The following is a 25,871-nucleotide window of genomic DNA, read 5'->3' on the forward strand; positions in this document are numbered from 1 at the left end:
GCGAGGGGGGAGGGGAGCAAAAACCGCCCTTTGACCAGGCGGATGGGAGCCGTCAAAAGATGTGTGCATACACAAGCCCACGAGGGGGGAGGGGAGCTGCAGCCGTCACGTGCTTGCGGGCCCGGCAAGCTGTGTAGATACCTATGCTGTCAATGACCGGGGTTGATAAGGGTTTTGCCGATTCGCGATGGATTTTCGGATCAAATGTTGAGCCGTATATTTCATAATACGGCTCATGCCAACATCCCCCACTCCCCGTCGTTACCTCTGGCAGCAACCCGGCTGGCCCGCTCTGCACGTCGATGCTGCCGCCTTGACGCCCGCGCTGGAGTCGGCGCGGCTGGAGCAAGGCAAGCTGCTGGGCCTGCTGGATGCCATTGGCCTGGTGCCTGCGCAGGATGTGGCGCGCGAGCTGTGGGTGCAGGAGGCGCTGGCCACGGCCCAGATCGAGGGGCAGCGTTTTGACCTGGCGGTGGTGCGCTCGTCCGTGGCGCGCCGCCTGGGGCTGGATGACACCGGCACGGCTGCGGCAGACCGCTCGGTCGAAGGTCTGATGGACGTGATGCAAGATGCCGTGGAGCGTTGCACCGCACCGCTGGACGCTGATCGGTTGTGGCGTTGGCAGTCGGCGCTGTTTCCAGGCGGCACCTCGGGCATTCAGCGCATTGCTGTAGGGCGCTGGCGCGACCACGAAGACCCCATGCAGATCGTCTGCGGCCCGCTGGGGCGTGAGGTCGTGCATTACGAGGCACCACCGTCGCGCCAGGTGGCGGGGGAGATGGCGCACTTGATCGACTGGTTCGAGTCCACCCGACCGACAGGTGACCAGGGGGCGTTGAACGGGTTGGTGCGTGCAGCGTTGGCGCACCTGTGGTTTGAGACGGTGCACCCGTTTGAAGACGGCAATGGCCGCCTGGGCCGCGCGTTGGCAGACATGGCGCTGGTGCAGGATGGGGTATCCCATGGCACCACGTTGCAGCACCTGGTGGCGCCCATTTTTGGCATGGCGCGGCGCATGTGGGTGCGGCGCGGTGAGTACTACGACGCACTCAACGCCGCGCAGCGCGGCAGCACGGACGTGACGGCCTGGGTGCTGTGGTTTGTGCACTCCTTTGCGCAGGGCTGCAGCGCATCCCAGGCCGTGGTGCGGCAGGCGGTGGACAAGGCGGCGTTTCGCAGTCGCATACTGCAGGCCGGGGTGAGCCCACGCCAGGCCAAGGTGCTCGAGCGCCTGTTGGCCGTCGGCAGTGTGGAACTGGGAGGCGGCTTCATGGGCGGGTTGACGGCCGACAAATACACCAAGCTGACCGGCACCAGCAAGCCCACGGCCACGCGGGATTTGGCCGATCTGGCAGCCAAGGGCCTGCTGCAGGTCAGCGGCCAGGGCCGGGCCACGCGCTATGCGATTGCGGTGCCGGGGTGGACGCAGCCGACGATCGAATAAAACATCCACCCACCACCCCAGACTACGATACGCACCCCCGCCACACCCGAGGCGGCACATTTTTCAGGAGATCAACACACCATGTTCAGCCATGTGATGCTGGGAGCCAGGGACCTTGAACAATCCCGGCAGTTCTACGACGCTCTTTTGGGCGCCTTGGGCCATGCCCCGGGGGTGGCCAACAAGAGCCGGTATTTCTACCGCAGCGCGGGCGGCAATTTCGGCATCACGCTGCCCATCAACGGCGAAGCGGCCTGCCATGGCAATGGCAGCACGCTGGGTTTTGCGGCCACCTCGCCCGAGCAGGTGGATGCCGCCCACGCTGCGGGCGTGGCCGCCGGGGGCGTGAGCTGCGAAAACCCGCCGGGCTGGCGCGAGTTGGGCAATGGCATGCGCCTGTACCTGGCCTACCTGCGCGACCCGGCAGGCAACAAGCTGTGCCTGACCTACCGCCCGGCGTGAACACGGGATGGTTTTGATGCAACTGCCAGAACAATGGGCGCTGGGCGCGCATTTGGCGTGATGGTGGGGCTTTGAACGGCGCGATTGTGCGTATTTCCACTAGGAAATAACGAAAAATGTGGGAATACATCCGAGCGCACAATCGGCCCTTTCCCCAGTGTTTGCAGGCCATCGGCAGCGGTGGCTGGCGCCCTGGGGGCGCACCTGGCTTGACTGCGTACCGCGCGTGGAGGAGCACATGGCACTGAACCACCCGATTACCGCCCAGTGGCCCGCGCGCCACCCCGACCGTCTGCAGCTGTACTCCCTGCCCACGCCCAACGGCGTGAAGGTGTCGATTGCGCTCGAAGAAATGCAGCTGCCTTACGAGGCGCACCGCATCAGCTTTGAGCGGGGCGAACAGTTCCTTCCGGCATTCTTGGCGCTCAACCCGAACAACAAGATCCCGGCGATCCTCGATCCGCACGGCCCTGGCGGCGCGCCGCTGGCGCTGTTCGAGTCGGGCGCGATCTTGCTCTACCTGGCCGAGAAAACCGGCCAATTCCTGCCCACCGAGGCCAGCGCACGCTACCAGGCGCTGCAGTGGCTGATGTGGCAGGTGGGCGGCCTGGGGCCGATGTTCGGCCAGCTCGGCTTCTTTCACAAGTACGCCGGCAAGGACTACGAGGACAAGCGCCCGCGCGATCGCTACGTGGCCGAATCGCGGCGCTTGCTGGGCGTGCTCGAACAGCATCTGGCCGGTCGCGCCTGGATGCTGGGCGAGCGTTACAGCATCGTCGATATGGCCATCTTCCCCTGGGTGAACAACCTCGTCACGCACTACGCGGCCGGCGAGTTGGTCGGCTGGGCGGAGTTCCCTCAGGTGCAGCGCGCCCTGGCCACCTTTTTGGCGCGCCCGGCCGTACAACGCGGGCTGCAAATGCCCGTTTGAATCATTACAACAACAAGGTTTTCGCCCATGGCAGCTACCTCTTTGACCCCTCCTAAAAAAACCATTCCCCCGGCCTACCTGATTTTGGTGGCGATGCTGGTTGGTATTGGCGTGGGCTATTTCATCTTCGTGCAGTTCCCGGACAAGCAGGCGGCCAAAGAGATCGCCGGCTACATCTCCATCCTCTCGGACGTGTTCCTGCGCCTGATCAAGATGCTGATCGGGCCGCTGGTGTTCTCGACCCTGGTGGTGGGCATTGCGCACATGGGTGATGCGGCCTCGGTCGGGCGTGTGTTCGTCAAGGCCATGGCCTGGTTCGTCACCGCCTCGCTGGTGTCGCTGGTGCTGGGTCTGGTGCTGGCCAACTGGCTGCAGCCGGGGCACAACCTGGGCCTGCCGCTGCCCGATGTGGGCGCGGCCACCAACTTGGCGACGGCCAAGTTCACGCTCAAGGAATTCGTCAACCACCTGGTGCCCAAGTCCTTCGCCGAGGCCATGGCGAACAACGAAATCCTGCAGATCGTGGTGTTCTCGATGTTCTTTGGCGTCGCCCTGGCGGCGCTGGGCGAAAAGGGCAAGCAGCTCATCGCCGTGACCGAGGAGCTGGCGCACGTCATGCTCAAGATCACCGGCTACGTCATGAAGCTCGCGCCCCTGGCGGTGTTTGCCGCCATGGCGGCGACGGTGGCCGTTAACGGCCTGGGCGTGCTGCTCAAGTTTGCCGTCTTCATGGGTGACTTCTACCTCGGCCTGTTCCTGCTCTGGGGTCTGCTGGTGCTGGCAGGCTTTACCTTTCTGGGCAAGCGCATCTTCAAGCTGCTGGCGCTGATCAAAGAGGCGTTCATGCTCTCCTTTGCCACCGCCAGCTCCGAGGCCGCCTACCCCAAGATCCTCGACGGCCTGGACCGCTTTGGCGTCAAGCGCAAAATTTCGAGCTTTGTCATGCCCATGGGCTACTCGTTCAACCTCGACGGCTCGATGATGTACTGCACCTTCGCCACGCTGTTCATCGCCCAGGCCTACGACATCCACCTCTCGCTGGCGACGCAGGTCACCATGCTGCTCATCCTCATGCTCACCTCCAAGGGCATGGCCGGCGTGCCGCGCGCCTCGCTGGTGGTGATTGCCGCCACGCTCAACCAGTTCGACATTCCCGAAGCCGGCCTGCTGCTGATCCTGGGCGTCGATACCTTCCTCGACATGGGCCGCTCGGCCACCAACGCCGTGGGTAACTCCATCGCCAGCGCCGTCGTCGCCAAGTGGGAGGGCCAGCTGTTGACTGAGGAGGAGGCTGCCGAACACGCGCGCAGCATGGACGAAGAAGCCGCCGCCCGCGCCCACCCCGTGCCCGGGCCGGATCTGGCATGAAGGCCGCCGTTCTTCTCCTGGGCGCCTGGCTCGCCCTGGGCAGCGCGCAGGCCGAGGACGGCCCCGAGAACAGCAGCCGCAACCCTGGCGCCCAGCCCCTGAGCGGCCTGCTGGCGCAGGTGCGCAGCAGTGGCAGCGTGGCCCTGGCGTACCGCACCAGCTCGGTGCCGTTTTCCTACCTGAACGCGCAGGGCCAGCCCGTGGGTTACTCGATCGCGCTGTGCCAGGCGCTGGTGCAGGGCATGGAGCAGGTGGTGCAGCGCCCGCTGACGGTTCGCTGGGTGCCCGTCACCGCCGCCACCCGCCAGGAGGCGATTACGAGCGGCGCCGCCGACCTCGAATGCGGCTCGACCACCAGCAACGTTGCACGCCAGCGCACCGTGGCGTTCTCACCAACAATTTTTGTTGCTGGCACGCGCCTCTTGGTGCGCAAAAAATCGGGCATCCGCGACTGGCGCGATTTGGCGGGCAAGAGCGTGGCCGTGACCGAGGGCACGACCAACGCCGCCTTGCTGCAAAAACTCGCCCCGCGCCTGCCGCAGCCGCCCCTGCTGCTGGTGCAGCGCGAGCACCAGGACGCGTTTGCCCAGGTAGCCAGCGGCGCGGCCGACGCCTTTGCCACCGACGACGTGCTGCTGCACGGCCTGGTGGCGCAAACCCCGGGCGCGCGCGAGCGCCTGGCCGTGGTCGGCGAGCTGCTGTCCTACGAACCCTACGCCCTCATGTTCCGCAAGGGCGATGCGCAGCTGGCCAAGTTCGTCACCGACCGCCTGCGCAGCCTGGCCGCTGACGGCGAGATCGAGCGCCAGTACGAACGCTGGTTTCTGCGCCCGCTGCCCGATGGCCAGCGTCTGAACCTGCCCATGAGCGCGCAGCTGCAGGCCATCATCGACAGTCTGGCCGCCGCGCAGGTGGAGTGAAATAGGCCGCTGGCGCTTGCTAGATAAGCGCTAGCAGCTATAAAAACAATAGCAAATTATTCCCATCCCAGCATCAGCTGCAGGTTCTGCACCGCAGCGCCGCTGGCGCCCTTACCCAGGTTGTCCAGGCGGGCAATTGCCACGGCCTGGCGCGCTGCCTCGTTGGCAAAAACGCGGATTTCCAGTTGGTTGGTGTCGGCCAGGGCGGTGGCGTCGAGCTTGCCGTCTGCCGTGGCGGGTAGCACCTGCACGTACTGCTGCGGCGTGTTGCTGCGGGCGTAGTGCGCGCTGTAGGCGGCCTGCAGGTCGGCGCCGCTGGGGCGGCCCGGCAGCTGATCGAGGTGCAGCGGCAATTGCACCAACATGCCCTGGCGGAAGTTGCCGACCGAGGGCAAAAACAGTGGGCGCGCCGTCAGGCCGGTGCAGCGCATGATCTCGGGGATGTGCTTGTGCGACAGGCCCAGGGCGTAGCTCTCGAACAGCGGCGCCTGGCCGGCCTCGTAGGCTTCGATCATGGGGCGTCCGCCGCCCGAGTAGCCGCTGACCGAGGGCAGCGACACCGGCATGTCCGGCGCCAGCAGGCCGGCGTCGATCAGCGGGCGCAAGAGCGCAATCGCGCCCGTGGCGTAGCAGCCGGGGTTGGCCACGCGCTCGGCGGTGGCAATGGCTTGCGCCTGGCCGGCCTGCAGCTCGGCAAAGCCGTAGACCCAGCCATCGGCCACACGGTGCGCGGTGGAGGCGTCGATGAGGCGCGGCTTTTTGCCCGGCAGGGCGTCGATCAGGGCCACCGATTCACGCGCGGCGTCGTCGTGCAGGCACAGGATGACGACATCGACTTGCGCCATCAGCGCCTGCTTGGCCTGCGCGTCTTTGCGCAGCGCCGGGTCAATGCTGACGAGCTCGATGTGGCCCATGGACTGCAGGCGTTCGCGGATTTGCAGCCCGGTGGTGCCGGCCTCGCCGTCGATGAAGATTTTGAACATGGCGGGCCCTCCGATCGGCAAAAAAAGAGACCCCGCGACGGTGCTGGGGTCGTAAGTTCCACAACAGGTATGGTGCGTCGCAGCATGATACATTCACCGGCTGCCATGTCCCCAGCCCGCGGCCAGACAAACCAATCATGGCAAACGGGTCAACGGGTTAGTACCACCCTTCCCCTGAGAGAGACCTCATGAAGATTCACGAATACCAAGGCAAGGAAATCTTGCGCAATTTTGGTGTGCCCGTTCCGCGCGGCATTCCCGCATTCACGGTGCAAGAAGCCGTGGAAGCAGCCCAGAAACTCGGCGGCCCGGTGTGGGTCGTGAAGGCCCAGATCCACGCCGGTGGCCGTGGCAAGGGCGGCGGCGTGAAGGTGGCCAAGAGCATTGACGACGTCAAGAAGCTGGCCGAGCAAATCCTCGGTATGCAGCTGGTGACGCACCAGACCGGCCCTGAAGGCCAGAAGGTTCGCCGCCTCTACATCGAAGACGGCGCCGACATCAAGAACGAACTCTACGTGTCGCTGGTCACCGACCGCGCGACGCAGAAGGTGGCCCTGATCGCTTCGTCTGAGGGCGGCATGGACATCGAGGAAGTGGCGCACTCCACGCCCGAGAAGATCATCACCGAGATGATCGACCCGCTCACCGGCATCACCGCCGACCAGTCCAAGAAGATCGCTGCGGCCATCGGCCTGACCGGCGGCTCGGTGGACCAGGCCGTGGACCTGTTCGCCAAGCTCTACCAGTGCTACATGGACACCGACGCGTCGCTGGTGGAAATCAACCCGCTGAACTGCGATTCCAAGGGCGACCTGATGGCCCTGGACGCCAAGTTCAACTTTGACGCCAACGCCCTGTTCCGCCACCCCGAGATCGTCGCCCTGCGCGATCTGGACGAAGAAGACCCGGCCGAAGTGGAAGCCTCCAAGTTCGACCTGGCCTACATCAGCCTGGACGGCAACATCGGCTGCCTGGTCAACGGCGCGGGCCTGGCCATGGCCACCATGGACACCATCAAGCTGTTTGGCGGCGAGCCGGCCAACTTCCTCGACGTGGGCGGCGGCGCCACCCCCGAGAAGGTCACCGAAGCCTTCAAGATCATGCTCAAGAACCCCAAGGTCAAGGGCATCCTGGTCAACATCTTCGGCGGCATCATGAAGTGCGACACCATCGCCACCGGCGTCATCACCGCCTGCAAGGCCGTGAACCTTTCCGTGCCGCTGGTCGTGCGCATGAAGGGCACCAACGAAGAGCTGGGCAAGAAGATGCTGGCCGAATCGGGCCTGCCCATCATCGCTGCCGACACCATGGCCGAAGCCGCCACCAAGATCGTGGCCGAAGTCAAGTAAGAAGCCCGGAGAACACCTATGTCGATCTACATCAACAAAGACACCAAAGTCATCACCCAGGGCATCACGGGCAAGACCGGCCAGTTCCACACTGAGAAGTGCCAGGAATACGCCAACGGCAAGAACTGCTTCGTGGCCGGCGTGAACCCGAAGAAGGCCGGCGAGTCCATCTTCAACATCCCCATCTACGGCTCCGTCAAGGAAGCGGCAACGCAGACCGGCGCCACCGTGTCGGTGATCTACGTGCCGCCGGCAGGCGCGGCTGCTGCCATCTGGGAAGCCGTCGAGGCCGACCTGGACCTGGCGATCTGCATCACCGAAGGCATTCCGGTGCGCGACATGCTCGAAGTGCGCAACAAGATGCGCGCCAAGGAAGCCGTTGGCGGCAAGCGCACCCTGCTGCTGGGCCCCAACTGCCCGGGCCTGATCACGCCCGACGAGATCAAGATCGGCATCATGCCCGGCCACATCCACCGCAAGGGCCGCATCGGCGTGGTGTCCCGTTCGGGCACGCTGACCTATGAAGCCGTGGCCATGTTGACCGAAGTCGGCCTGGGCCAGTCCAGCGCCGTGGGCATTGGCGGCGACCCGATCAACGGCCTCAAGCACATCGACGTGATGAAGGCGTTCAACGACGATCCGGACACCGACGCCGTCATCATGATTGGCGAAATCGGCGGCCCCGACGAAGCCGAAGCCGCGCAGTGGTGCAAGGCCAATATGAAGAAGCCCGTGGTCGGCTTCATCGCTGGCGTCACGGCCCCTCCGGGCAAGCGCATGGGCCACGCCGGCGCGCTGATCTCCGGCGGCGCCGACACGGCCGACGCCAAGCTCGCCATCATGGAAGAGTGCGGTTTCGTCGTCACGCGCAACCCGTCCGAACTGGGCAAGCTGCTCAAGGCGCAGCTCAAGTAAGCCCTGTGCTTGCCGCCCCGACGCCCGCAGTGCCAACGCTGCGGGCGTTTTTTTTCGCCGTCACACTGCGGTACAAAAAAGACAGTGGCGGCCCATTCAATGCCGATTCAAATAGCCCTCGTCTATGATGCTGCGCTACGCAACAGGGCAGAACATGGCGGATTTTCATTCCTCGGTCACGCAGCAGCCTTTTTTTATTTCCCCGTCAACGCAGATTGCCGCCGGCAAGAGGGCGCTATGAATTCGGTGGCCCGTTTGTCGTACGAGTTTTGCGGTCTGACCGATTGCGGGCGGGTGCGCAAGAACAATGAAGATGCGGTGGCCGTCGATCCCGCCCACGGCCTGGCCCTGCTGGCCGATGGCATGGGCGGCTACAACGCCGGCGAGGTGGCCAGCAGCATGGCCATTTCCGTCACTCAGCACGCCATGGTGCGCTGGCTCGAGCAGGCACAAGGCCGGCCCGCCAGCGCTGCCGTGCGCCAGGCACTGCAAGAGAGCGTGCAGCAGGCCAATCTGGCGGTGCTCAAAACGTCCATGCTGCAACCGCAATGCGCCGGCATGGGCACGACGCTGGTGGTGGCGGTATTCGGCGGCGATCGTCTGGTTTTGGGCCATATGGGCGATTCGCGTTGCTACCGCCTGCGCGCCGGACAGCTGCAGCAGCTCACACGCGACCATTCCTGGCTGCAAGAGCAGCTCGACGCCGGGCTGATGACGCCCGAGGAGGCCGCGCAATCGGGCTACGGCAATTTGGTCACGCGCGCCCTGGGGGTGGAAGAAGAAACGCTGCTGGACATCAACGAATTCCAGGTCGAGCCCCTGGACTTATTCTTGCTTTGTTCCGATGGTTTGTCCGATATGCTCAGCGACCACGAACTGCTCATGCTCAGTAACAGCTCCGATAGCCTGGAAGAAAAAACCCGCTGCCTGGTCGATACGGCCAACGCCATGGGTGGGCGCGACAATATCAGCGTCGTCTTGGTGCAAGCCCATACCCAGGGGCGCAGTAAATCGGGCTTGATCTCGCGGTTGTTGCATAAAAAAGCGGCATGAGCCTTGTCATTCATTGAAAATAGAATTTAGAAATCAGGAGTTGGCCATGCCCAAATTGATCGTCTCGATCGACGGTGTTGTCATCAAGGAAGTCGAGTTGACCAAAGAGCGTACTTCCTTGGGGCGCAGGCCGTATAACGACGTCGTTATCGACAACCTGGCCATCAGCGGCGAACACGCCGCCGTGCACCTGCACGGCGAGCAGGCCGAAATTGAAGACCTGGGTAGCACCAATGGCACGTTCATCAACGGCCATACCGTCAAGCGCCAGGCACTGCACAGTGGCGACATCATCGACCTGGGTAAATACAAGGTGCGCTTTTTGAACGAAGCCCAGCGACCGGACTTTGAAAAAACCATGATTTTCAAACCCGGCCAGCTGCCGCCCGTGGTGCACCGTCCGCCGCCGCCGCCGGCGCCCATCAGTGCCTACATCAAGGTGCTGTCCGGTTCGGCCTCGGGGCGTGAGGTCAATTTGGTCAAAATTGTCACCACCATCGGCAAGCCTGGCGTGGCCGTGGCCTCGATCACCAAGCGCCCGCATGGCTATGTGCTCACCCATGTGGACGGCGAGCAAAGCCCGACGCTCAACGGCAAACCCATTGGCGGCGAGCCCATTGCCCTGCACAGCGGCGACCTGCTCGATCTGGCCGGCACGCAGATGCAGTTCATGCAACGCTGACGGGCGCGGCACAGGGGGCGGCCCATGAAACTTCGCGTACTGGGTTGCTCCGGGGCCATCGCCCAGGGGTGCCGCACGACCTCTTTTTTACTTGGCGAGCAGCTGCTGGTCGATGCCGGCACCGGCGTGGGCGAGTTGCGTATGGACGAGTTGCTCGCCATCGAACATGTGCTGCTGACCCACTCCCACCTCGACCACATTGCCGCCCTGCCGCTGATGCTCGACGCCGTGGGCGCGCACCGCCAGCGCCCGCTGCAGGTCTACGCCCTGCCCGAAACCCTGGCCGCCCTGCGCCAGCACATCTTCAACGACACCATCTGGCCCGACTTCACCCGCCTGCCCACGCCGGCGCAGCCCTTTGTGCAGCTGCAACCCCTGGCCGTGGGGCAGCAGCTGCAGCTCGCTGGCATTGACATCGAAGTGCTGCCCGCCCGTCACAGCGTGCCCGCCGTAGGCTACGCCGCACGCGGCAGCCAGGGGTGGTGGATTTATAGCGGCGACACGGGCGGCGAAGAGCCCGCTTTTTGGCAGCGCGTCCATGCCCTGATGCGCGCTGGCGGCGTGGCCGCGCTGTTCATCGAGACGGCGTTTAGCAACCAGGAGCAGGCCCTGGCGCGCATAAGTCGCCACCTGGCGCCCGCGAGCCTGGCGCGCGAACTGCAGCACCTCGGTGTCGGCGCCACGTTTCCGATCTACATCACCCACGCCAAGCCGCGCGAGAGCCAGCGCATCATGCGTGAAGTGCAAGAGCTGGAGCAAAACGCCTTCACCCTCATCGACCTGCAGACGGTGGATGCACTTTTGCTATAAAAATAATAGCTGCCAGCGCTTGATAAATAAGCGCTGGAGGCATTTTTGGCTTGTTTTTCTGGCCTTGAGGGGTATGGGGTGCATGTGGGGCGCGCTGCGCCGCAGTACCATGCCGCCATGACCTCTGTTTACGCCCAGCGCCGCGCCCGCCTGGCTGCCCTTTTGGGCCCCGGCGGCGTGGCCATCGTCCCGACAGCGCCCGAGCGCCCGCGCAACCGCGACAGCGACCATCCCTACCGGCACGACAGCTACTTTTACTACCTCACCGGCTTTACCGAGCCCAACGCCTGGCTGCTGCTCGATGCCAGCGGGCGCAGCACCCTGTGGTGCCAGCCCAAGGACTTGGAGCGTGAGATTTGGGACGGCTACCGCCTCGGGCCCGAGGCTGCGCCGGCGGTGCTCTGGGTCGATGCCGCCCACTCGGTGGCCGAGCTCGATGCCCGCCTGCCGCGCCTGCTGGAGAACCAGCAGCAAGTCTGGTACCCCTTTGCCACCCACGAGGGCCTGGCGGCGCAGCTCGAAGGCTGGCTGCGCGCCGTGCGCGCCCGCACGCGCCAGGGCGCGCTGTGCCCGCAGCAGCAGGGCGATCTGTGCGCCTTGCTCGATGAAATGCGGCTGTACAAAGACGCGCACGAGCAGGCGCTGATGCGCCGCGCCGCGCACATCAGCGCAGGCGCCCATATCCGCGCCATGCAAACGAGCAGCCGGATGCTGCGCGCCGGCCAGGACCTGCGTGAATACCACCTCGAAGCCGAGCTGCTGCACGAGTTTCGCCGCCACGGCGCGCAGGCGCCGGCCTACGGCTCCATCGTCGCTGCGGGCGCCAACGCCTGCGTGCTGCACTACCGCGCCGACGCCGCCCCGGTGCGCGCGGGCGACCTGGTGCTGATCGACGCCGCCTGCGAGCTCAACGGCTACGCTGCCGACATCACCCGCACCTTCCCTGCCGATGGCCGCTTCACCGGGCCGCAGCGCGCGCTGTACGAACTGGTGCTGGCCAGCCAGGAAGCGGCGCTGGCCGCCACCCGCCCCGGTGCCCGCTTCAACGATCCGCACGAGGCCACCTTGGCGGTGCTGGCGCAGGGCCTGCTCGACCTGCGCCTGCTCGACGGCAACCAGGTCGGCACGGCGCAAGACGTGCTCGAAAAGCGCGCCTATCTGCCGTTTTACATGCACCGCACCAGCCACTGGCTGGGCATGGACGTGCACGACTGCGGCAGCTACGCCGAGCCCAGCGAGCTGCAGCAGGCGCAGGCGCACACCGACCCGGGCACGGGCGAGCCCCTGCTGCAGCGCCCCAGCCGCATCCTGCAGCCGGGCATGGCGCTGACCATTGAACCCGGCCTGTACGTGCGCCCGGCGCCCGGCGTGCCACCAGAGTTTCACGGCCTGGGCGTGCGCATCGAGGACGACGTGTTTGTGACCGCCGATGGCTGCGAGATCACTACGCGCGGCGTGCCGGTGCGCATCGATGACATCGAAGCCCTGATGCGTACCTGACCCCGCTGGGCTTGTGTATGCACACATCTTTTGACGGCTCCCATCCGCCTGGTCAAAGGGCGGTTTTTGCTCCCCTCCCCCCTCGCGGGGGAGGGGCCGGGGGAGAGGGGGCGCTGGCAGCACCTTGCCTATTCACCCCTCTCCCCAACCCTCTCCCGCAAGGGGAGAGGGAGTGCAACCCAGCGCCAAACAAGCGTTGTGCGCTATCAAAAAAGATGTGTGCATACACAAGCCCCGCTGGGGTGGGCTGCATGTAACCGGTTTCGTGCCAGAATTGAAACTGAATTACAAACCCTGTAGGAGCACCCTATGCAAATGACCCGCGCCACCAAAATCGTCGCCACCCTGGGGCCGGCATCGAGCGAGCCCGCGCTGCTCGAAGCCATGATTCGGGGCGGGGTCAACGTTGTGCGCCTGAACTTCAGCCACGGCAAGGCGCAAGATCACATCGACCGCGCCACCCTGGTGCGCGCCGCTGCGCAGCGCGCCGGGCGCGAGGTGGCCATCATGGCCGACCTGCAGGGGCCCAAAATCCGCGTCGGCAAGTTTGCCGACGGCAAGGTATGGCTCGAACCCGGCGCCGCCTTTGTGCTCGATGCCGCACGCACCGAGCCCGGTGACGTGCACGGCGTCAGCCTGGACTACAAAGACCTGCCGCGCGACGTGCGCGCCGGCGACACCTTGCTGCTCAACGACGGCCTGATCGTGCTCACCGTGGACGCCGTGCGCGGCGACGCCGTGCACACCACCGTCAAGCTCGGCGGCGAGCTCTCGAACAACAAGGGCATCAACAAGCAAGGCGGCGGCCTGACGGCGCCGGCCCTCACCGCCAAGGACATGGAGGACATCAAGACCGCCATGGGCTTTCAGGCCGACTACGTGGCCGTGAGCTTTCCGAAGAACGCCATCGACATGGAAATGGCGCGCCAGCTGTGCAACGTGGCGGCGGCGGAATACGGCCACCGCCCGGGGCTGATTGCCAAAATCGAGCGCGCCGAGGCGATTCCGCGCCTGGAAGAAATTTTGCGCGTCTCCGATGGCATCATGGTTGCGCGCGGCGACCTGGCGGTCGAGGTCGGCAACGCTGCCGTGCCGGCGCTGCAAAAGAAAATGATCCGCATGGCGCGCGACATGGACAAGGTGGTGATCACCGCCACGCAGATGATGGAGAGCATGATCACCAACCCCGTGCCCACGCGCGCCGAGGTCAGCGACGTGGCCAACGCCGTGCTCGATGGCACCGACGCCGTCATGCTCAGCGCCGAGACCGCTGCCGGCAAATACCCGCTGGAGACGGTGCAGGAAATGGCCAACATCTGCTGCGCCGCCGAGGCGGCGGAAGAGGTCGAGCTTGACGCCGACTTCAACAACCGCAGCTTTGGCCGCATCGACCAGAGCATTGCCATGGGCGCGCTGTTTACCGCCCACCACCTGGGCGCCAAGGCCATCGTTGCGCTCACCGACAGCGGCTCGACGGCGCTGTGGATGAGCCGCTACCGCATCCACATTCCGATCTACGCCCTGACGCCCAAAATTTCCACGCAGCGCAAGATGGCGCTGTACCGCAACGTGCGCCCGCTGCTCATGGACACCAGCGCCGACCGCGACACGGCGCTGGAGCAGGCCGAGCTGCACCTGAAGAACCGCCAGATCGTGCAAAAAGGCGACATCTACGCCATCACCTGCGGCGAGCCCATGGGCCAGCCCGGCGGCACCAACATGCTCAAAATCTGCAGCGTGGAGTAGGCCGCCTGAGGGGCATGGGCCTTGTCCTAAAATCGGGCGGTTACGAAGCGGTTACCGCCGCGCTTTTATCCACCCTCGAACGGACCCATACACCATGCCCCTCGTCTCGATGCGCGAACTGCTCGACCATGCCGCCGAACACGGCTATGGCATCCCCGCTTTCAACGTCAACAACCTGGAGCAGGTGCAGGCCGTGATGGCTGCGGCTGACGAGGTCGGCGCCCCCGTCATCCTGCAGGCGAGCGCCGGCGCGCGCAAATACGCCGGCGAGAGCTTTATCAAGCACCTGATCGCCGCCGCCGCCGAAGCCTACCCGCACATCCCGCTGGTCATGCACCAGGACCACGGCACCAGCCCGGCTATTTGCCAAGGCGCGCTCGACCTGGGCTTTGGCTCGGTGATGATGGATGGCAGCCTGCGCGAAGACGGCAAGACCCCGTCCGACTTTGACTACAACGTGCGCGTGACGCAGGAAGTGGTGGCCATGGCGCACAAGATCGGCGCCACCGTCGAAGGCGAACTCGGTTGCCTGGGCAGCCTGGAAACGGGCGAAGCCGGCGAGGAAGACGGCGTGGGCGCCGTCGGCAAGCTCGACCACAGCCAGATGCTGACCGACCCCGAGGAGGCGGCGCAGTTCGTCAAGGCGACGCAGCTCGACGCCCTGGCCATTGCCATTGGCACCAGCCACGGCGCCTACAAGTTCACCCGCCCGCCCACGGGCGACGTGCTGGCGATCTCGCGCGTGAAGGAAATCCACGCCCGCATCCCCAACACCCACCTGGTGATGCACGGCAGCTCCAGCGTGCCGCAAGACCTGCTTGCCATCATCAACCAGTACGGCGGCAAGATGAAGCAGACCTACGGCGTGCCGGTGTCCGAGATCCAGGAAGCCATCAAGCACGGCGTGCGCAAGATCAACATCGACACCGACATCCGCATGGCCATGACTGGCGCGGTGCGCAAATTCCAGGTCGAGAACCCAGACAAATTCGACATGCGCGAATGGATGAAGCCCGCGCGCGAAGCCGCCAAGGCGATTTGCAAGCAGCGCTACCTGGAGTTTGGCTGCGAAGGCCAGGCCGCCAAAATCAAAGGCATTGCGCTGTCCGTCATGGCACAGAAATACGGCGCGGGTGAATTGGCGCAACTCGTGCGTTAATCGGTAATACCGTCCGCCTAAAATCATCGCAACCCTTTCGGGTTAACCCTTAAAAGCAGCCTGCAGGCTGCTTTTTTTACGCCCGTTGGATGCACCAAATTGGGGAATGGCGCCTATAAAGTACGAACGTTCGCTTAATTGGCGGTAACTTCAAGTAAGCTTTTGGACAGTTTGATTGGAGGAGAAGCCATGTTGATTGGAGTGCCTGCGGAAACCCTGGTGGGAGAGCACCGGGTGGCCGCGACCCCCGAGACGGTCAAGAAACTCAAGGCCCAGGGCCATACCGTGCGGGTGCAACGCGGCGCGGGCCTGGCGGCCAGCGTCACGGACGCGCTGTATGAAGCGGCCGGCGCTGAAGTGGTGGATGCTGCTGCAGCCTGGGGCGCGGATTTGGTGCTGAAAGTGCGCGCGCCGCAGGCGCAAGAGGTTGGGCAGCTCCGACGTGGCAGCACCCTGGTGGGGATGCTCAACCCCTTCGACGCCGAGGGCTTGCTGCGCCTGGCGACGGCGGGCGTCACGGCCTACGCCCTGGAGGCTGCGCCGCGTACCACGCGCGCGCAAAGCATGGACGTGCTATCGAGCCAGGCCAATATCGCTGGCTACAAGGCCGTGATGATCGCTGCCGACCGCTACCAGCGTTTTTTCCCCATGCTGATGACGGCCGCCGGCACCGTGAAGGCGGCACGCGTCGTCATTCTGGGGGTGGGCGTGGCCGGGTTGCAGGCGATTGCCACGGCCAAGCGCCTGGGCGCGGTGATTGAAGCCTCGGATGTGCGTCCGAGTGTGAAGGAGCAGGTCGAATCGCTGGGCGCCAAGTTTATTGACGTGCCCTACGAAACCGCTGAAGAAAAAGAAGCCGCCGAGGGTGTGGGCGGCTACGCCCGGCCTATGCCACAAAGCTGGCTTGACCGCCAGAAGGCCGAGGTGGCCAAGCGCGTGGCCCAGGCCGACGTCGTCATCACCACTGCCCTGATCCCGGGCCGCGCCGCCCCTGTGCTGGTGACCGAGGACATGGTGCGCGCCATGAAGCCGGGCTCGGTCATCGTCGATCTGGCCGCAGCCCAGGGCGGCAACTGCCCACTGACCGAAGCCGGTCAGACGGTGCTCAAGCATGGCGTGACCCTGGTGGGCGAGACCAATCTGCCAGCCTTGGTGGCAGCCGACGCCTCGGCGCTGTATGCGCGCAACGTACTCGATTTTCTCAAGCTGGTGCTGACAGCCGAAGGTGGCCTGCAGGTGAACCGGGAGGACGACATCGTCGCCGCCTGCCTGATGGCGCACCAGGGCCAGCTGCTGCGCGCCTGAGTTCCTCTTGTGGGCGTCCGCTGCGGCTTTGCTGCTGCTGGCGGTGCCCGTTGTCCCCTTTTTTGCGAGCGAGAAGGAGGTCCGCCATGGACACCGTATCCCCCACCCTCATCAACCTCATCATCTTCGTGCTGGCGATCTATGTCGGCTACCACGTGGTATGGACCGTCACGCCGGCGCTGCATACGCCGTTGATGGCGGTGACCAATGCCATCTCGGCCATCGTCATCGTCGGCGCCATGCTGGCGGCGGCGCTGACCGAAACCACTCTGGGCAAGAGCATGGGCGTGCTCGCCGTGGCGCTGGCAGCGGTGAATGTGTTTGGCGGCTTCCTGGTGACGCGCCGAATGCTTGAAATGTTCAAGAAAAAAGAGCGAAAAGCGCCTCCAGCGCCCGCCAATAAAGCGTAAGCAGCTATTAAATCAGGAGCAATTCAAATGAGTATGAATCTTGTGACGCTGCTGTATCTGGTGGCCAGCGTGTGCTTCATTCAGGCGCTCAAGGGCCTGTCGCACCCCACCACCTCCATTCGGGGCAACGTCTTTGGCATGGTCGGCATGGCGATTGCCGCAGGTACCACGGCGGCGCTGATCTACAAACTGGCCGGTGGCAACGTGGTGGGCCTCGGTTATGTGCTGGGCGGCCTGGTGCTTGGCGGCGGCGCTGGCGCCGTGATGGCGCAGCGCGTGGAGATGACCAAGATGCCCGAGTTGGTGGCGTTCATGCACAGCATGATTGGCTTGGCGGCGGTATTCATTGCCATTGCGGCGGTGGCAGAGCCCTGGGCGTTTCAGATCGTTGCCAAGGGTGAGGCGATTCCGCATGGCAACCGTCTGGAACTGTTCCTGGGGGCTGCCATTGGCGCCATCACCTTCAGCGGCTCGGTGATTGCTTTTGGCAAGCTCTCGGGCAAGTACAAGTTTCGCCTGTTCCAGGGCGCGCCGGTGGTGTTCTCCGGGCAGCACCTGCTGAACCTGGTGCTGGGTCTGGCCACGGTTGGCCTGGGTCTGGTGTTCATGGCGACCGAGCGCTGGGATGCCTTCTTTGCCATGCTGGCGCTGGCCTTTGTGCTGGGCGTGCTCATCATCATTCCCATCGGCGGTGCGGACATGCCGGTGGTCGTGTCCATGCTCAACAGCTACTCGGGCTGGGCGGCGGCGGGCATTGGCTTTTCGCTCAACAACTCCATGCTCATCATTGCCGGCTCGCTTGTCGGCAGCTCGGGCGCCATCCTCTCGTACATCATGTGCAAGGCGATGAACCGTTCGTTTTTCAACGTCATTTTGGGTGGCTTTGGCGGTGATGCCGCTGCGGGTGCGGCCCAGGGGGCGCAGCAGCAGCGCAGCGTCAAAAGCGGCAGCGCCGACGACGCCGCCTTTGTGCTGGGCAACGCCGAGACCGTGGTCATCGTCCCCGGCTACGGCCTGGCCGTGGCGCGGGCGCAGCACGCCGTCAAGGAGCTGGCGCAAAAGCTCACCGACAAGGGCATTACCGTCAAATACGCCATTCACCCTGTGGCCGGGCGGATGCCGGGGCACATGAACGTGCTGCTGGCCGAGGCCGAGGTGCCCTACGACCAGGTGCACGAGATGGAGGACATCAACGGCGAGTTCGGCCAGGCCGACGTGGCCATCGTTTTGGGCGCCAATGACGTTGTCAATCCGGCGGCGCTGCAAAAGGGCAGCCCGATCTACGGTATGCCGATTCTGGAGGCGTACAAAGCCAAGACCATCATCGTCAACAAGCGTTCCATGGCGGCGGGCTACGCCGGGCTGGACAACGAATTGTTCTACATGGACAAGACCATGATGGTGTTTGGCGACGCCAAGAAGGTGGTCGAGGACATGGTCAAGGCGGTTGAGTAAGCTGACGCGCCCTGGATCTGGGGCGTTGCGAAGCGTCAACATTGCACCGCTTTTTGGTAAGGCGTGGGTAAGAAAGGGCTGGCTTGCGGGGACAATGCAGCTCACCTTTTGTGTCATGAAAAATAGGAGAGACAAGAATGCAAGACCGTCCCTGGCTGACCGCTTACCCCAAGGGTGTGCCCACCGACATTGACCCCGGAAAGTACCCTTCCCTGGTCGCGTTGATGGACGAGGCGTTCAAAAAGTACGCCGACCGCGTCGCCTACAGTTTCATGGGCAAGGACATCAGCTACGGCGAGACCGACTCGCTCAGCCGTGCCCTGGCCGCCTATTTGCAGGGCCTGGGCCTGACCAAGGGCGACCGCGTCGCCATCATGATGCCCAATACGCCGCAGTACCCGGTCACGGTGGCGGCGGTGCTGCGCGCGGGCTACGTGGTGGTCAACGTCAACCCGTTGTACACCGCACGCGAGCTGGAGCACCAGCTCAAGGACTCTGGCGCCAAGGCCATCGTCATCATCGAGAACTTTGCCACCACGCTGCAGGCCTGCATTGCCAACACCCCCGTCAAGCATGTGGTGCTGTGCGCCATGGGCGACCAGCTGGGCTTGCTCAAGGGCGCGCTGGTGAACATGGTGGTGCGCAACGTCAAGAAGATGGTGCCCGAGTACAGCCTGCCGGGCGCCGTGCGCTTCAATGAGGCCATCGCCCAGGGCTCGCGCGGCAGCTTCAAGCCCGCCTCCATCGTCCCGGACGATATCGCCCTGCTGCAATACACCGGCGGCACCACCGGCGTCTCCAAGGGGGCGGTGCTGCTGCACCGCAACGTCATCGCCAACGTGCTGCAGGCCGAAGCCTGGTACGCGCCCGTGATCAGCCAGGTGGCGCCGGGTGAACAAATTTGCTCGGTGTGCGCGCTGCCGCTGTACCACATCTTCGCCTTTACGGTGAACATGATGCTGTCCATGCGCACCGGCGGCAAAACCATTTTGATCCCCAACCCGCGCGACCTGCCGGCGGTGCTCAAAGAGCTTGCACGCCACACCTTCCACAGCTTCCCGGCGGTCAACACCCTGTTCAACGGCCTGGCCAACCACCCCGACTTTGACAAGGTCAATTGGAAAAACCTCAAAGTCTCGGTCGGCGGCGGCATGGCGGTGCAGGGCGCCGTCGCCAAGCTCTGGCTGGAGAAAACCGGCTGCCCGATCTGCGAAGGCTATGGACTGTCGGAAACCAGCCCCATCGCCAGCTGTAACCCCGTCACGGCGCACGACTACACCGGCACCATCGGCGTGCCCGTGCCCAGCACTTATATGAAGCTGCTCGACGATGAGGGCAACCAGGTCGAGCTTCAGGGCCAACCCGGCGAGATCGCCATCAAGGGCCCGCAGGTCATGGCCGGCTACTGGCAGCGCCCGGACGAGACTGCCAAAGTCATGACCGCCGACGGCTATTTCAAGACCGGCGACATCGGCATCATCGACGAGCGCGGCTTCTTCAAAATCGTCGATCGCAAGAAAGACATGGTGCTGGTCAGCGGCTTCAACGTTTACCCCAACGAGGTCGAAGACGTGGTGGCGCAGATGCCCGGCGTGCTCGAATGTGCCGTCGTCGGCGTGCCCGATGAGAAAACCGGCGAAGCGGTCAAGCTCGTCATCGTCAAGAAAGACCCGCAGCTCACCGCCGAGCAGGTCAAGGAGTTCTGCCGCGCCAACCTCACCGGCTACAAGCAGCCGCGCGTGATCGAGTTCCGCACCGATCTGCCCAAAACCCCCGTGGGCAAAATCCTGCGCCGCGAGCTGCGCGACAAAAAATAAGCGCACCCGCGCACGCCAATACCCGGGCGGCCCAGAGGCCGCCCTTTTTTTGCCCTTCTGCATCTGCCATGACCACCGCCATCCTCAGCGCCCTGCCCGAAGAACAATCCAGCCTGCTCCAATTGCTGCAAAAAAAAGAGCGCCTCACGCACGCTGGACGCACGTTTTGCCGAGGTTTCCTTTATGACCAAGCGGTGGTGCTGGCGCTCTCGGGCATCGGCAAGGTGGCGGCTGCCACCACCGCCACCACGCTGATCGAGCGCTTTGGCGCGCAGCGCATCGTCTTTACCGGCGTTGCCGGCGGCATCGGCGAGGGTGTGCAGGTGGGCGACGTGGTCATCGCCAGCGACTACTTGCAGCACGACATGGACGCCTCGCCCCTGTTCCCGCGCTGGGAGCTGCCCGGCTACGGCAGCGCCCGCCTGGCCTGCGATGCGGCGCTATCTGCTTCTCTTTTGATAGCTACTCGCGCTTATCTGGCAAGCGCTGTGGCCCATTTTGATGCCAAAAACAGGGCGCCCCAAGCCCACCAGGGCCTGATCGCCAGCGGCGACCGCTTCGTCGCCACCGCCCAGGAGTCTGGCGCCCTGCGCCAGGCGCTGGCCAATGCCGGCCACCCGGTGCTGGCCGTTGAAATGGAAGGCGCCGCCGTCGCCCAGGTGTGCCAGGACTACGGCCTGCCGTTCGCCGCCATGCGCACCATCTCCGACCGCGCCGACGACAGCGCACACGTCGATTTTTCGCACTTCGTGCAGCAGGTGGCGAGCCGGTATGCCGGGGGGGTGGTGGGGGCTTGGTTGGCGGCGGGGGGTGTGGGCGGTACCACTTACGCCGATTCCGCCCCCGCCTCGCTGGTGTAGCCGCTGACCAACGCGGTCAGCACCTGTTCCACGCCCGCCCGGTCTTCATGGCGCGCTGCGGTGCGCAGGGCTTGTAGCTGGGGCACCAGGTCTTGCCAGCCCACCAGGTTTTCGTGCGCTTTCATGATGCGGGGGTGTGTGGTGGACTCGGGGTTATCCCCTATCAAAAGCTCTTCGTAGAGCTTCTCGCCGGGGCGCAGGCCCACTACCTTGATCTCCACATCGCCACTTGGGTTGAGGGCATCGCGCACGCTCAGGCCCGAGAGATCAATCATGCGCCGTGCCAAATCAATGATTTTGACGGGCTGCCCCATATCGAGCACAAAAACCTCGCCACCTTGCCCCATGGCACCGGCTTGGAGCACGAGTTGTGCAGCTTCAGGGATGGTCATGAAGTACCGCGTGACCTCCGCATGGGTCACTGTCAGCGGCCCGCCTTGGCGCAATTGTTGGCGAAACAGTGGCACCACACTGCCGCTGCTGCCCAGCACATTGCCAAAGCGCACCATGCAAAACTGGGTGCGGTTTTCAAAAACAATGGGCTGTGGGCTTGAATCAATGGCGCTGAAATCGACTTGCCGTGCCTTCGCCAGGGCTTGGAGAACCAACTCCGCCATGCGCTTGCTTGCCCCCATCACATTGGTGGGGCGCACTGCTTTATCGGTAGAAATCAGCACAAAATTATCCACGCCGTATTCAATGGCGGCGCGCGCTGCATTCAGGGTGCCAAAAACGTTGTTGATAATCCCTTCTGCAGGATTGGATTGCACCAAAGGCACATGTTTGTAGGCTGCTGCGTGGAATACGGAATGCGGGCGGTGTGCCTGAAAAATGGCCCGCAGACGACGTAAATTACGAATGCTTGCCAGTTGCGGCAGTAGTTCTACTCCCAATGCATTTTGTTGGCACAATTGCTGCAATTCTTGGTGAATGGCATACAAGGCGTATTCGCTGTGCTCCAGTAAGACCAGACTTTCTGGTTGCTCTCGAACAATCTGGCGGCACAATTCGCTGCCAATGCTGCCTCCAGCGCCCGTAACCAAAACGCGCTTACCTTGCAAATTCTTTGCCAGCAAAGCCGTGTCGGGCTGCACGGGCTCACGTCCAAGTAAATCTTCAATATCCAATTCTTTGAAGTCTGAGACGGATACCTTGCCCAGGGCTAAGTCCAGCATTCCTGGCAAACTGCGTACGTGAACAGGAAGTGGTTGAAGCTGGGAAATAATAGTGCGGCGGCGTTGCCAACCCAGCGAAGGCATGGCTAATAAAATATCCGTAATACCATGGTTGCGGACAAATGCTGGCACGGATTCGAGCGCCATGATAGGGGTGCGGTTGATATGGTTGCCAATTTTTTTAATGTCGTCATCCACAAAGCCGCAGACGGTAAATTCTTGCATCACGTCCATAGCCAGTGCGGTTTGTACGCCCGCTTCGCCTGCGCCATAGATAAGTAGGCGCCCCTTGTGTTTGGTTTCTTTGGAGTTGTGGGCCAAGTCTTGCAGAAATTGGCGTGCCAACAGACGCCAGCCACCTGCCAATAATAAAAAAACTAGTGGCTGTATCAAACCCAGGCTGCGTGGCACCCCTTGCCATGAAAATGTGATAAGTAGAACGAAAAATAAAATGCCGTAAATGGCAGTGGCGATGGATGTAACGGCTATCGCTGAAATGCCTGCATAACGAAAAATGGCGCGATAAAGCCCCATCCGTATAAATATTGGGATGAAGAGCAGCACGGCGGCGTACACATAGCGCTGTTCTTGAATGGGCCATCCCCATTGTTCCAGGCGCAAGTAAAACGCCAGCCATAGGCCGACAAGGGCCATATGGGTGTCAATGAGCAGTGCCAAAGCCTGCTTGGTGCGGCGGGGCAGGGTGAGGAGGGGGGAGAGGCAGGAGGTGATTGACAAAGTTGTAACCTAAAATTATTTGGCTTGTGCGCGTCAATGTCGTGTCTGCACCTGGTTATTTTTTTGCGGCATCACCTTGCCCGCCACCGAGGACTGTTTGAATGATGTAGCGAAAATAGTTGGTGATGTTTAATGAAGCAAGCATTTTGGCATCGGTTTCTGCTAGCAATTCAGGGGTGGACATGTCAATGCCGCTGACCTGCGCCAGCCCCGTAATGCCCGGGCGGGCCGCATACACCCCCCTGGCCGCGCGGGCTTGCAGCAGCTCTTTTTGATTGAACAGCCCGGGGCGCGGGCCCACCAAACTCATTTCGCCCCGCAGCACATTCCACAACTGCGGCAACTCATCGAGCTTGGTGCGGCGCAAAAACTGCCCCATGGGCGTAATCGCCTGGGCATCGGCCAAATGGCTGGCCACCGACGCCGTACCCACGCGCATGGTGCGGAACTTGACCAAGGTAAAAGGCTTCTGATGCCGCCCCACCCGCTTTTGCCGAAACAGCGGCGCGCCCGTGTCAAACAAGCCCACCACATACACAGCCAGCAGCAGCGGAAACCCGAGCACCAGCCCCACCAGGGCGAAAAAAATATCCAGCAACCGCAACATCACACCCCCTGCCCCTTTAAAGACCGCATAGCCGTTTGCATATCCACTGGCGGCACCCAGCCCAGCAAAGCCTGGGTCTTGCCAATATCCACCTGCAAATCACTGCACACCTTATCCACCACCTGTGCCTTGCCCAATAGCGCCGCACCCGCACGCATCAACCACACCGGCACCGGCAACAAACGCGCAGGGCGTCCCACCGCCTGCCCGATGCGCTGCAAAAGCAGCGTGGTGGATACATCCTCTGCATCGCCCGCCATAAACACCTGATTGGCCGCAGCCGGGTGCCTGGCGCACAGTGCAATCAAATCCACCAAATTTTCCAGCGCCACCAAAGTGCGCCGGTTATGCACCGCCCCCAGCGGCAGCCAAGCCCCCCGCTGTACGGCAGACACTAACCGCCCAAAGTTTCCCGGTGCGTGCGGGCCATAAACCAAGGGAGGTCGAATGATGACCACCTCCAACCCCGTCTGGGCGGCGATGGCATGCAAGCCCTGTTCTGCCTCCCATTTTGAAAGCGCATAAGGCTCAGCAGGAGAAGGCGTATCGTCTGCAGAAAAAGGTTTGCCTGAGGTCGCAGAGCCATTGACCCCCACGGAACTGATGAATACGAAGCGCTTGACCCCAGCGGCCGCAGCCTGGCGCGCCAAGTTCAGCGAACCCTCTACATTCACTCGTCGGTATTCGGCCAAAGGGTCGAGCGCCTCATCGCGCATGATGTGGGCACGGGCTGCAGTGTGGATAATTACATCCACGTCGTGTAAAACTGCGTTCCAGTTGGTGCTCGCATCCAGGCCAGGGACAATCACCGCATCTTTCGTACCGGCAGTTTGCATGGCTGATCGAAATATCGGACGTACAAACACACCACACTGACCCAGCCTCCCAACCAGCGATTGGCCAATAAATCCTGAGGCACCAGTCAATAAAACAACTCTCATTAGAGTTTTAAATTGTCATAATGGCTACGAAATCCCTAGCCAGCTTGGAATACCGCCTATTATCAATCAACCATTTTTTCCCATTCTCCCCTATTTTTCGAAGATCCTCTCTCTCTCTCTTCGATAGCTCCAAAATCTTATCAGCCAAAGCAATACCATCACCAGCCGGGACAAAAAAACCGCCCTCCGCCTCATTGATCATCGACGGATACCCAGAATATGAGGCAAGGACGGGTTTGCCCGCAAGCATATAATCAATGAGTTTATTGAGAGATTGCCCATAATTCCAAACCTTGGAAGGGAAAGTAGAAAAATAAACAATATCACATCGCATCAAGACCGACTGGACTTGACAACGACTCACCCTGGGAAGGAAAATAACATTTTTCAGCCTAGAATATTTTTTTTGAAATTCATTTTTTAGGGGGCCATCACCTAGCACGAAAAATAATATATCGTCATTATCAACCAACATCTCGGCGGCCCTGAAAAATACATCCAATGCATTGGTAATCCCGATAGTCCCGGAATATATTATTTTCAACTTATTTTCCGGAAATAATTCTCCAGGGAAGATATCGTCATCTTCTTGACGTTCCACTAGAGAATTTTCCGGGATGCCCATTGGAATACAATAAACTGGAGTTTTTGTTGAGGACACGCTCTCAACATGTTCTTTCAAATTTGGCATGGTCCCTATAATACTATCCGCCTTTTCATAGCCAATTTTTTCTATAAAAGATAATATAAAAACAAAGGGGTTATATTTTGAAAACCCATTTTCTTCAATGATTGTCAATGGCCATATGTCTCTAACTTCAAATACAAATTTACACCCGTATCTCCTTTTTAAATATATGCCATTCAATACCGTCAACAATGAAAGACTAGATACAACAACCACATCCGGTGCTGGTAGATTTTTCTTATTTAAGAAAAAAATATTCCACTCAAAATGAAACCAGCTCAAAATTCTCTTAAATGATTTTGCAACACCATACTTCATTGTTCGGAGCCAAACAATATCAAGCCCCTCTCTCTCTTCTCTGACAACCGATTTGTCCAGTAGTTCTGTTTCCCACACTGAATTCGAATCAGACGCCAGAACAACGACTCGATAGCCCAAGTTATGAACTTCTTTGAGGAGATTCCAATCCCGACCACCAGGCGTCGAATGTGTTTTCGGAGCAAAATATTTATTAATGTACCAAATTGTTTTTTTCATGTTGTTTTTGATTTTC

At 62.2% G+C, this 25,871-nt stretch carries 23 protein-coding genes; 18 read left to right on the top strand and 5 right to left on the bottom strand.

Translation table 11 applies throughout. The features are described 5' to 3' along the window. Positions 1-235 precede the first annotated feature (235 nt). From G7045_RS00280 to G7045_RS00300, 5 genes are all read left to right on the top strand, one after another. A complete protein-coding gene (locus G7045_RS00280) occupies positions 236-1,444 on the top strand; it encodes a Fic family protein (RefSeq protein WP_166155685.1) in 1,209 nt (402 codons plus the stop codon). Between the two features lie 81 nt (positions 1,445-1,525). Next, entirely contained in the window at positions 1,526-1,906 is a 381-nt protein-coding gene (locus tag G7045_RS00285) for a VOC family protein (RefSeq protein ID WP_166155688.1), read from the top strand. Between the two features lie 238 nt (positions 1,907-2,144). Continuing rightward, positions 2,145-2,837, top strand: a complete 693-nt coding sequence (locus tag G7045_RS00290) for a glutathione S-transferase N-terminal domain-containing protein (RefSeq protein WP_166155691.1) — start codon at positions 2,145-2,147, stop codon at positions 2,835-2,837. A 27-nt stretch (positions 2,838-2,864) separates the two neighbouring features. Then, positions 2,865-4,205 (top strand): dicarboxylate/amino acid:cation symporter, encoded by a 1,341-nt coding sequence (locus G7045_RS00295; RefSeq protein WP_166155694.1) that lies wholly within the window; start codon positions 2,865-2,867, stop codon positions 4,203-4,205. After that, on the top strand, positions 4,202-5,125 hold the full coding sequence (locus G7045_RS00300; protein WP_166155697.1) for an amino acid ABC transporter substrate-binding protein: 924 nt from the start codon (positions 4,202-4,204) through the stop codon (positions 5,123-5,125). Before G7045_RS00295 ends, G7045_RS00300 begins: the two co-directional genes overlap by 4 nt. A 56-nt stretch (positions 5,126-5,181) precedes the next feature. On the opposite strand, the gene argC is transcribed toward G7045_RS00300, so the two are convergent. Further along, complete coding sequence (argC, locus tag G7045_RS00305) at positions 5,182-6,108, bottom strand: N-acetyl-gamma-glutamyl-phosphate reductase (RefSeq protein ID WP_166155700.1); 927 nt, start codon at positions 6,106-6,108, stop codon at positions 5,182-5,184. A gap of 188 nt (positions 6,109-6,296) precedes the next feature. Here argC and sucC point away from each other — a divergent pair, with 188 nt between their 5' ends. The 13 genes from sucC to G7045_RS00370 all read left to right on the top strand — a co-directional run bounded on the left by sucC (position 6,297) and on the right by G7045_RS00370 (position 21,169). After that, positions 6,297-7,457 (top strand): ADP-forming succinate--CoA ligase subunit beta, encoded by a 1,161-nt coding sequence (gene sucC / locus G7045_RS00310; protein WP_166155703.1) that lies wholly within the window; start codon positions 6,297-6,299, stop codon positions 7,455-7,457. Positions 7,458-7,475: 18 nt separating this feature from the next. Then, complete coding sequence (gene sucD, locus G7045_RS00315; RefSeq protein WP_166155706.1) at positions 7,476-8,372, top strand: succinate--CoA ligase subunit alpha; 897 nt, start codon at positions 7,476-7,478, stop codon at positions 8,370-8,372. A gap of 237 nt (positions 8,373-8,609) precedes the next feature. Further along, positions 8,610-9,425, top strand: a complete 816-nt coding sequence (locus tag G7045_RS00320; protein ID WP_166155709.1) for a Stp1/IreP family PP2C-type Ser/Thr phosphatase — start codon at positions 8,610-8,612, stop codon at positions 9,423-9,425. A gap of 46 nt (positions 9,426-9,471) precedes the next feature. Beyond that, positions 9,472-10,107 (top strand): FHA domain-containing protein, encoded by a 636-nt coding sequence (locus G7045_RS00325; protein ID WP_166155712.1) that lies wholly within the window; start codon positions 9,472-9,474, stop codon positions 10,105-10,107. Positions 10,108-10,131: 24 nt separating this feature from the next. Continuing rightward, positions 10,132-10,917 (top strand): MBL fold metallo-hydrolase, encoded by a 786-nt coding sequence (locus G7045_RS00330; RefSeq protein WP_166155715.1) that lies wholly within the window; start codon positions 10,132-10,134, stop codon positions 10,915-10,917. A gap of 117 nt (positions 10,918-11,034) precedes the next feature. Further along, positions 11,035-12,417 (top strand): aminopeptidase P N-terminal domain-containing protein, encoded by a 1,383-nt coding sequence (locus G7045_RS00335; RefSeq protein WP_166155717.1) that lies wholly within the window; start codon positions 11,035-11,037, stop codon positions 12,415-12,417. A 309-nt stretch (positions 12,418-12,726) separates the two neighbouring features. Continuing rightward, a complete protein-coding gene (gene pyk, locus G7045_RS00340; protein ID WP_166155720.1) occupies positions 12,727-14,163 on the top strand; it encodes a pyruvate kinase in 1,437 nt (478 codons plus the stop codon). A 94-nt stretch (positions 14,164-14,257) separates the two neighbouring features. Beyond that, positions 14,258-15,322, top strand: coding sequence for a class II fructose-bisphosphate aldolase (gene fba / locus G7045_RS00345; protein ID WP_166155723.1), 1,065 nt, complete (start codon positions 14,258-14,260; stop codon positions 15,320-15,322). Positions 15,323-15,511: 189 nt separating this feature from the next. After that, positions 15,512-16,627 carry a Re/Si-specific NAD(P)(+) transhydrogenase subunit alpha gene (locus G7045_RS00350; RefSeq protein WP_166155727.1) on the top strand — a complete coding sequence of 372 codons (1,116 nt, stop codon included), beginning with the start codon at positions 15,512-15,514 and terminating at the stop codon, positions 16,625-16,627. An 86-nt stretch (positions 16,628-16,713) separates the two neighbouring features. Further along, positions 16,714-17,037 (top strand): NAD(P) transhydrogenase subunit alpha, encoded by a 324-nt coding sequence (locus G7045_RS00355; RefSeq protein WP_166155730.1) that lies wholly within the window; start codon positions 16,714-16,716, stop codon positions 17,035-17,037. A 27-nt stretch (positions 17,038-17,064) separates the two neighbouring features. Then, entirely contained in the window at positions 17,065-18,492 is a 1,428-nt protein-coding gene (locus G7045_RS00360; protein ID WP_166155733.1) for an NAD(P)(+) transhydrogenase (Re/Si-specific) subunit beta, read from the top strand. 137 nt (positions 18,493-18,629) lie between these two features. Next, entirely contained in the window at positions 18,630-20,309 is a 1,680-nt protein-coding gene (locus G7045_RS00365) for a long-chain-fatty-acid--CoA ligase (protein ID WP_166155736.1), read from the top strand. A gap of 68 nt (positions 20,310-20,377) precedes the next feature. After that, positions 20,378-21,169, top strand: a complete 792-nt coding sequence (locus G7045_RS00370) for a 5'-methylthioadenosine/adenosylhomocysteine nucleosidase (protein WP_166155739.1) — start codon at positions 20,378-20,380, stop codon at positions 21,167-21,169. On the opposite strand, the gene G7045_RS00375 is transcribed toward G7045_RS00370, so the two are convergent. The 4 genes from G7045_RS00375 to G7045_RS00390 form a co-directional block, all read right to left on the bottom strand. Then, complete coding sequence (locus tag G7045_RS00375) at positions 21,136-22,998, bottom strand: nucleoside-diphosphate sugar epimerase/dehydratase (protein WP_166160305.1); 1,863 nt, start codon at positions 22,996-22,998, stop codon at positions 21,136-21,138. The genes G7045_RS00370 and G7045_RS00375 overlap by 34 nt on opposite strands. A gap of 139 nt (positions 22,999-23,137) precedes the next feature. After that, the gene (locus G7045_RS00380; protein ID WP_166155742.1) at positions 23,138-23,689 is read right to left on the bottom strand and encodes a sugar transferase; all 552 of its coding nucleotides are present in this window, start codon (positions 23,687-23,689) and stop codon (positions 23,138-23,140) included. After that, entirely contained in the window at positions 23,689-24,630 is a 942-nt protein-coding gene (locus G7045_RS00385; protein WP_166155745.1) for an SDR family oxidoreductase, read from the bottom strand. The genes G7045_RS00380 and G7045_RS00385 overlap by 1 nt, the downstream gene beginning before the upstream one ends. 7 nt (positions 24,631-24,637) lie before the next feature. Further along, entirely contained in the window at positions 24,638-25,855 is a 1,218-nt protein-coding gene (locus G7045_RS00390; protein WP_166155748.1) for a glycosyltransferase family 4 protein, read from the bottom strand. Between the last annotated feature and the right edge of the window lie 16 nt (positions 25,856-25,871).

This window comes from Acidovorax sp. HDW3, from assembly GCF_011303755.1.
Lineage (GTDB): Bacteria > Pseudomonadota > Gammaproteobacteria > Burkholderiales > Burkholderiaceae_C > Paenacidovorax.

Excerpts from the sequence above, each read along its gene's own strand:
- G7045_RS00280 (WP_166155685.1), top strand. The coding sequence starts at position 236 with ATGCCAACATCCCCCACTCCCCGTCGTTACCTCTGGCAGCAACCCGGC.
- G7045_RS00285 (WP_166155688.1), top strand. The coding sequence starts at position 1,526 with ATGTTCAGCCATGTGATGCTGGGAGCCAGGGACCTTGAACAATCCCGG.
- G7045_RS00290 (WP_166155691.1), top strand. The coding sequence starts at position 2,145 with ATGGCACTGAACCACCCGATTACCGCCCAGTGGCCCGCGCGCCACCCC.
- G7045_RS00295 (WP_166155694.1), top strand. The coding sequence starts at position 2,865 with ATGGCAGCTACCTCTTTGACCCCTCCTAAAAAAACCATTCCCCCGGCC.
- G7045_RS00300 (WP_166155697.1), top strand. The coding sequence starts at position 4,202 with ATGAAGGCCGCCGTTCTTCTCCTGGGCGCCTGGCTCGCCCTGGGCAGC.
- argC (WP_166155700.1), bottom strand. The coding sequence starts at position 6,108 with ATGTTCAAAATCTTCATCGACGGCGAGGCCGGCACCACCGGGCTGCAA.
- sucC (WP_166155703.1), top strand. The coding sequence starts at position 6,297 with ATGAAGATTCACGAATACCAAGGCAAGGAAATCTTGCGCAATTTTGGT.
- sucD (WP_166155706.1), top strand. The coding sequence starts at position 7,476 with ATGTCGATCTACATCAACAAAGACACCAAAGTCATCACCCAGGGCATC.
- G7045_RS00320 (WP_166155709.1), top strand. The coding sequence starts at position 8,610 with ATGAATTCGGTGGCCCGTTTGTCGTACGAGTTTTGCGGTCTGACCGAT.
- G7045_RS00325 (WP_166155712.1), top strand. The coding sequence starts at position 9,472 with ATGCCCAAATTGATCGTCTCGATCGACGGTGTTGTCATCAAGGAAGTC.
- G7045_RS00330 (WP_166155715.1), top strand. The coding sequence starts at position 10,132 with ATGAAACTTCGCGTACTGGGTTGCTCCGGGGCCATCGCCCAGGGGTGC.
- G7045_RS00335 (WP_166155717.1), top strand. The coding sequence starts at position 11,035 with ATGACCTCTGTTTACGCCCAGCGCCGCGCCCGCCTGGCTGCCCTTTTG.
- pyk (WP_166155720.1), top strand. The coding sequence starts at position 12,727 with ATGCAAATGACCCGCGCCACCAAAATCGTCGCCACCCTGGGGCCGGCA.
- fba (WP_166155723.1), top strand. The coding sequence starts at position 14,258 with ATGCCCCTCGTCTCGATGCGCGAACTGCTCGACCATGCCGCCGAACAC.
- G7045_RS00350 (WP_166155727.1), top strand. The coding sequence starts at position 15,512 with ATGTTGATTGGAGTGCCTGCGGAAACCCTGGTGGGAGAGCACCGGGTG.
- G7045_RS00355 (WP_166155730.1), top strand. The coding sequence starts at position 16,714 with ATGGACACCGTATCCCCCACCCTCATCAACCTCATCATCTTCGTGCTG.
- G7045_RS00360 (WP_166155733.1), top strand. The coding sequence starts at position 17,065 with ATGAGTATGAATCTTGTGACGCTGCTGTATCTGGTGGCCAGCGTGTGC.
- G7045_RS00365 (WP_166155736.1), top strand. The coding sequence starts at position 18,630 with ATGCAAGACCGTCCCTGGCTGACCGCTTACCCCAAGGGTGTGCCCACC.
- G7045_RS00370 (WP_166155739.1), top strand. The coding sequence starts at position 20,378 with ATGACCACCGCCATCCTCAGCGCCCTGCCCGAAGAACAATCCAGCCTG.
- G7045_RS00375 (WP_166160305.1), bottom strand. The coding sequence starts at position 22,998 with ATGGCCCTTGTCGGCCTATGGCTGGCGTTTTACTTGCGCCTGGAACAA.
- G7045_RS00380 (WP_166155742.1), bottom strand. The coding sequence starts at position 23,689 with ATGTTGCGGTTGCTGGATATTTTTTTCGCCCTGGTGGGGCTGGTGCTC.
- G7045_RS00385 (WP_166155745.1), bottom strand. The coding sequence starts at position 24,630 with ATGAGAGTTGTTTTATTGACTGGTGCCTCAGGATTTATTGGCCAATCG.
- G7045_RS00390 (WP_166155748.1), bottom strand. The coding sequence starts at position 25,855 with ATGAAAAAAACAATTTGGTACATTAATAAATATTTTGCTCCGAAAACA.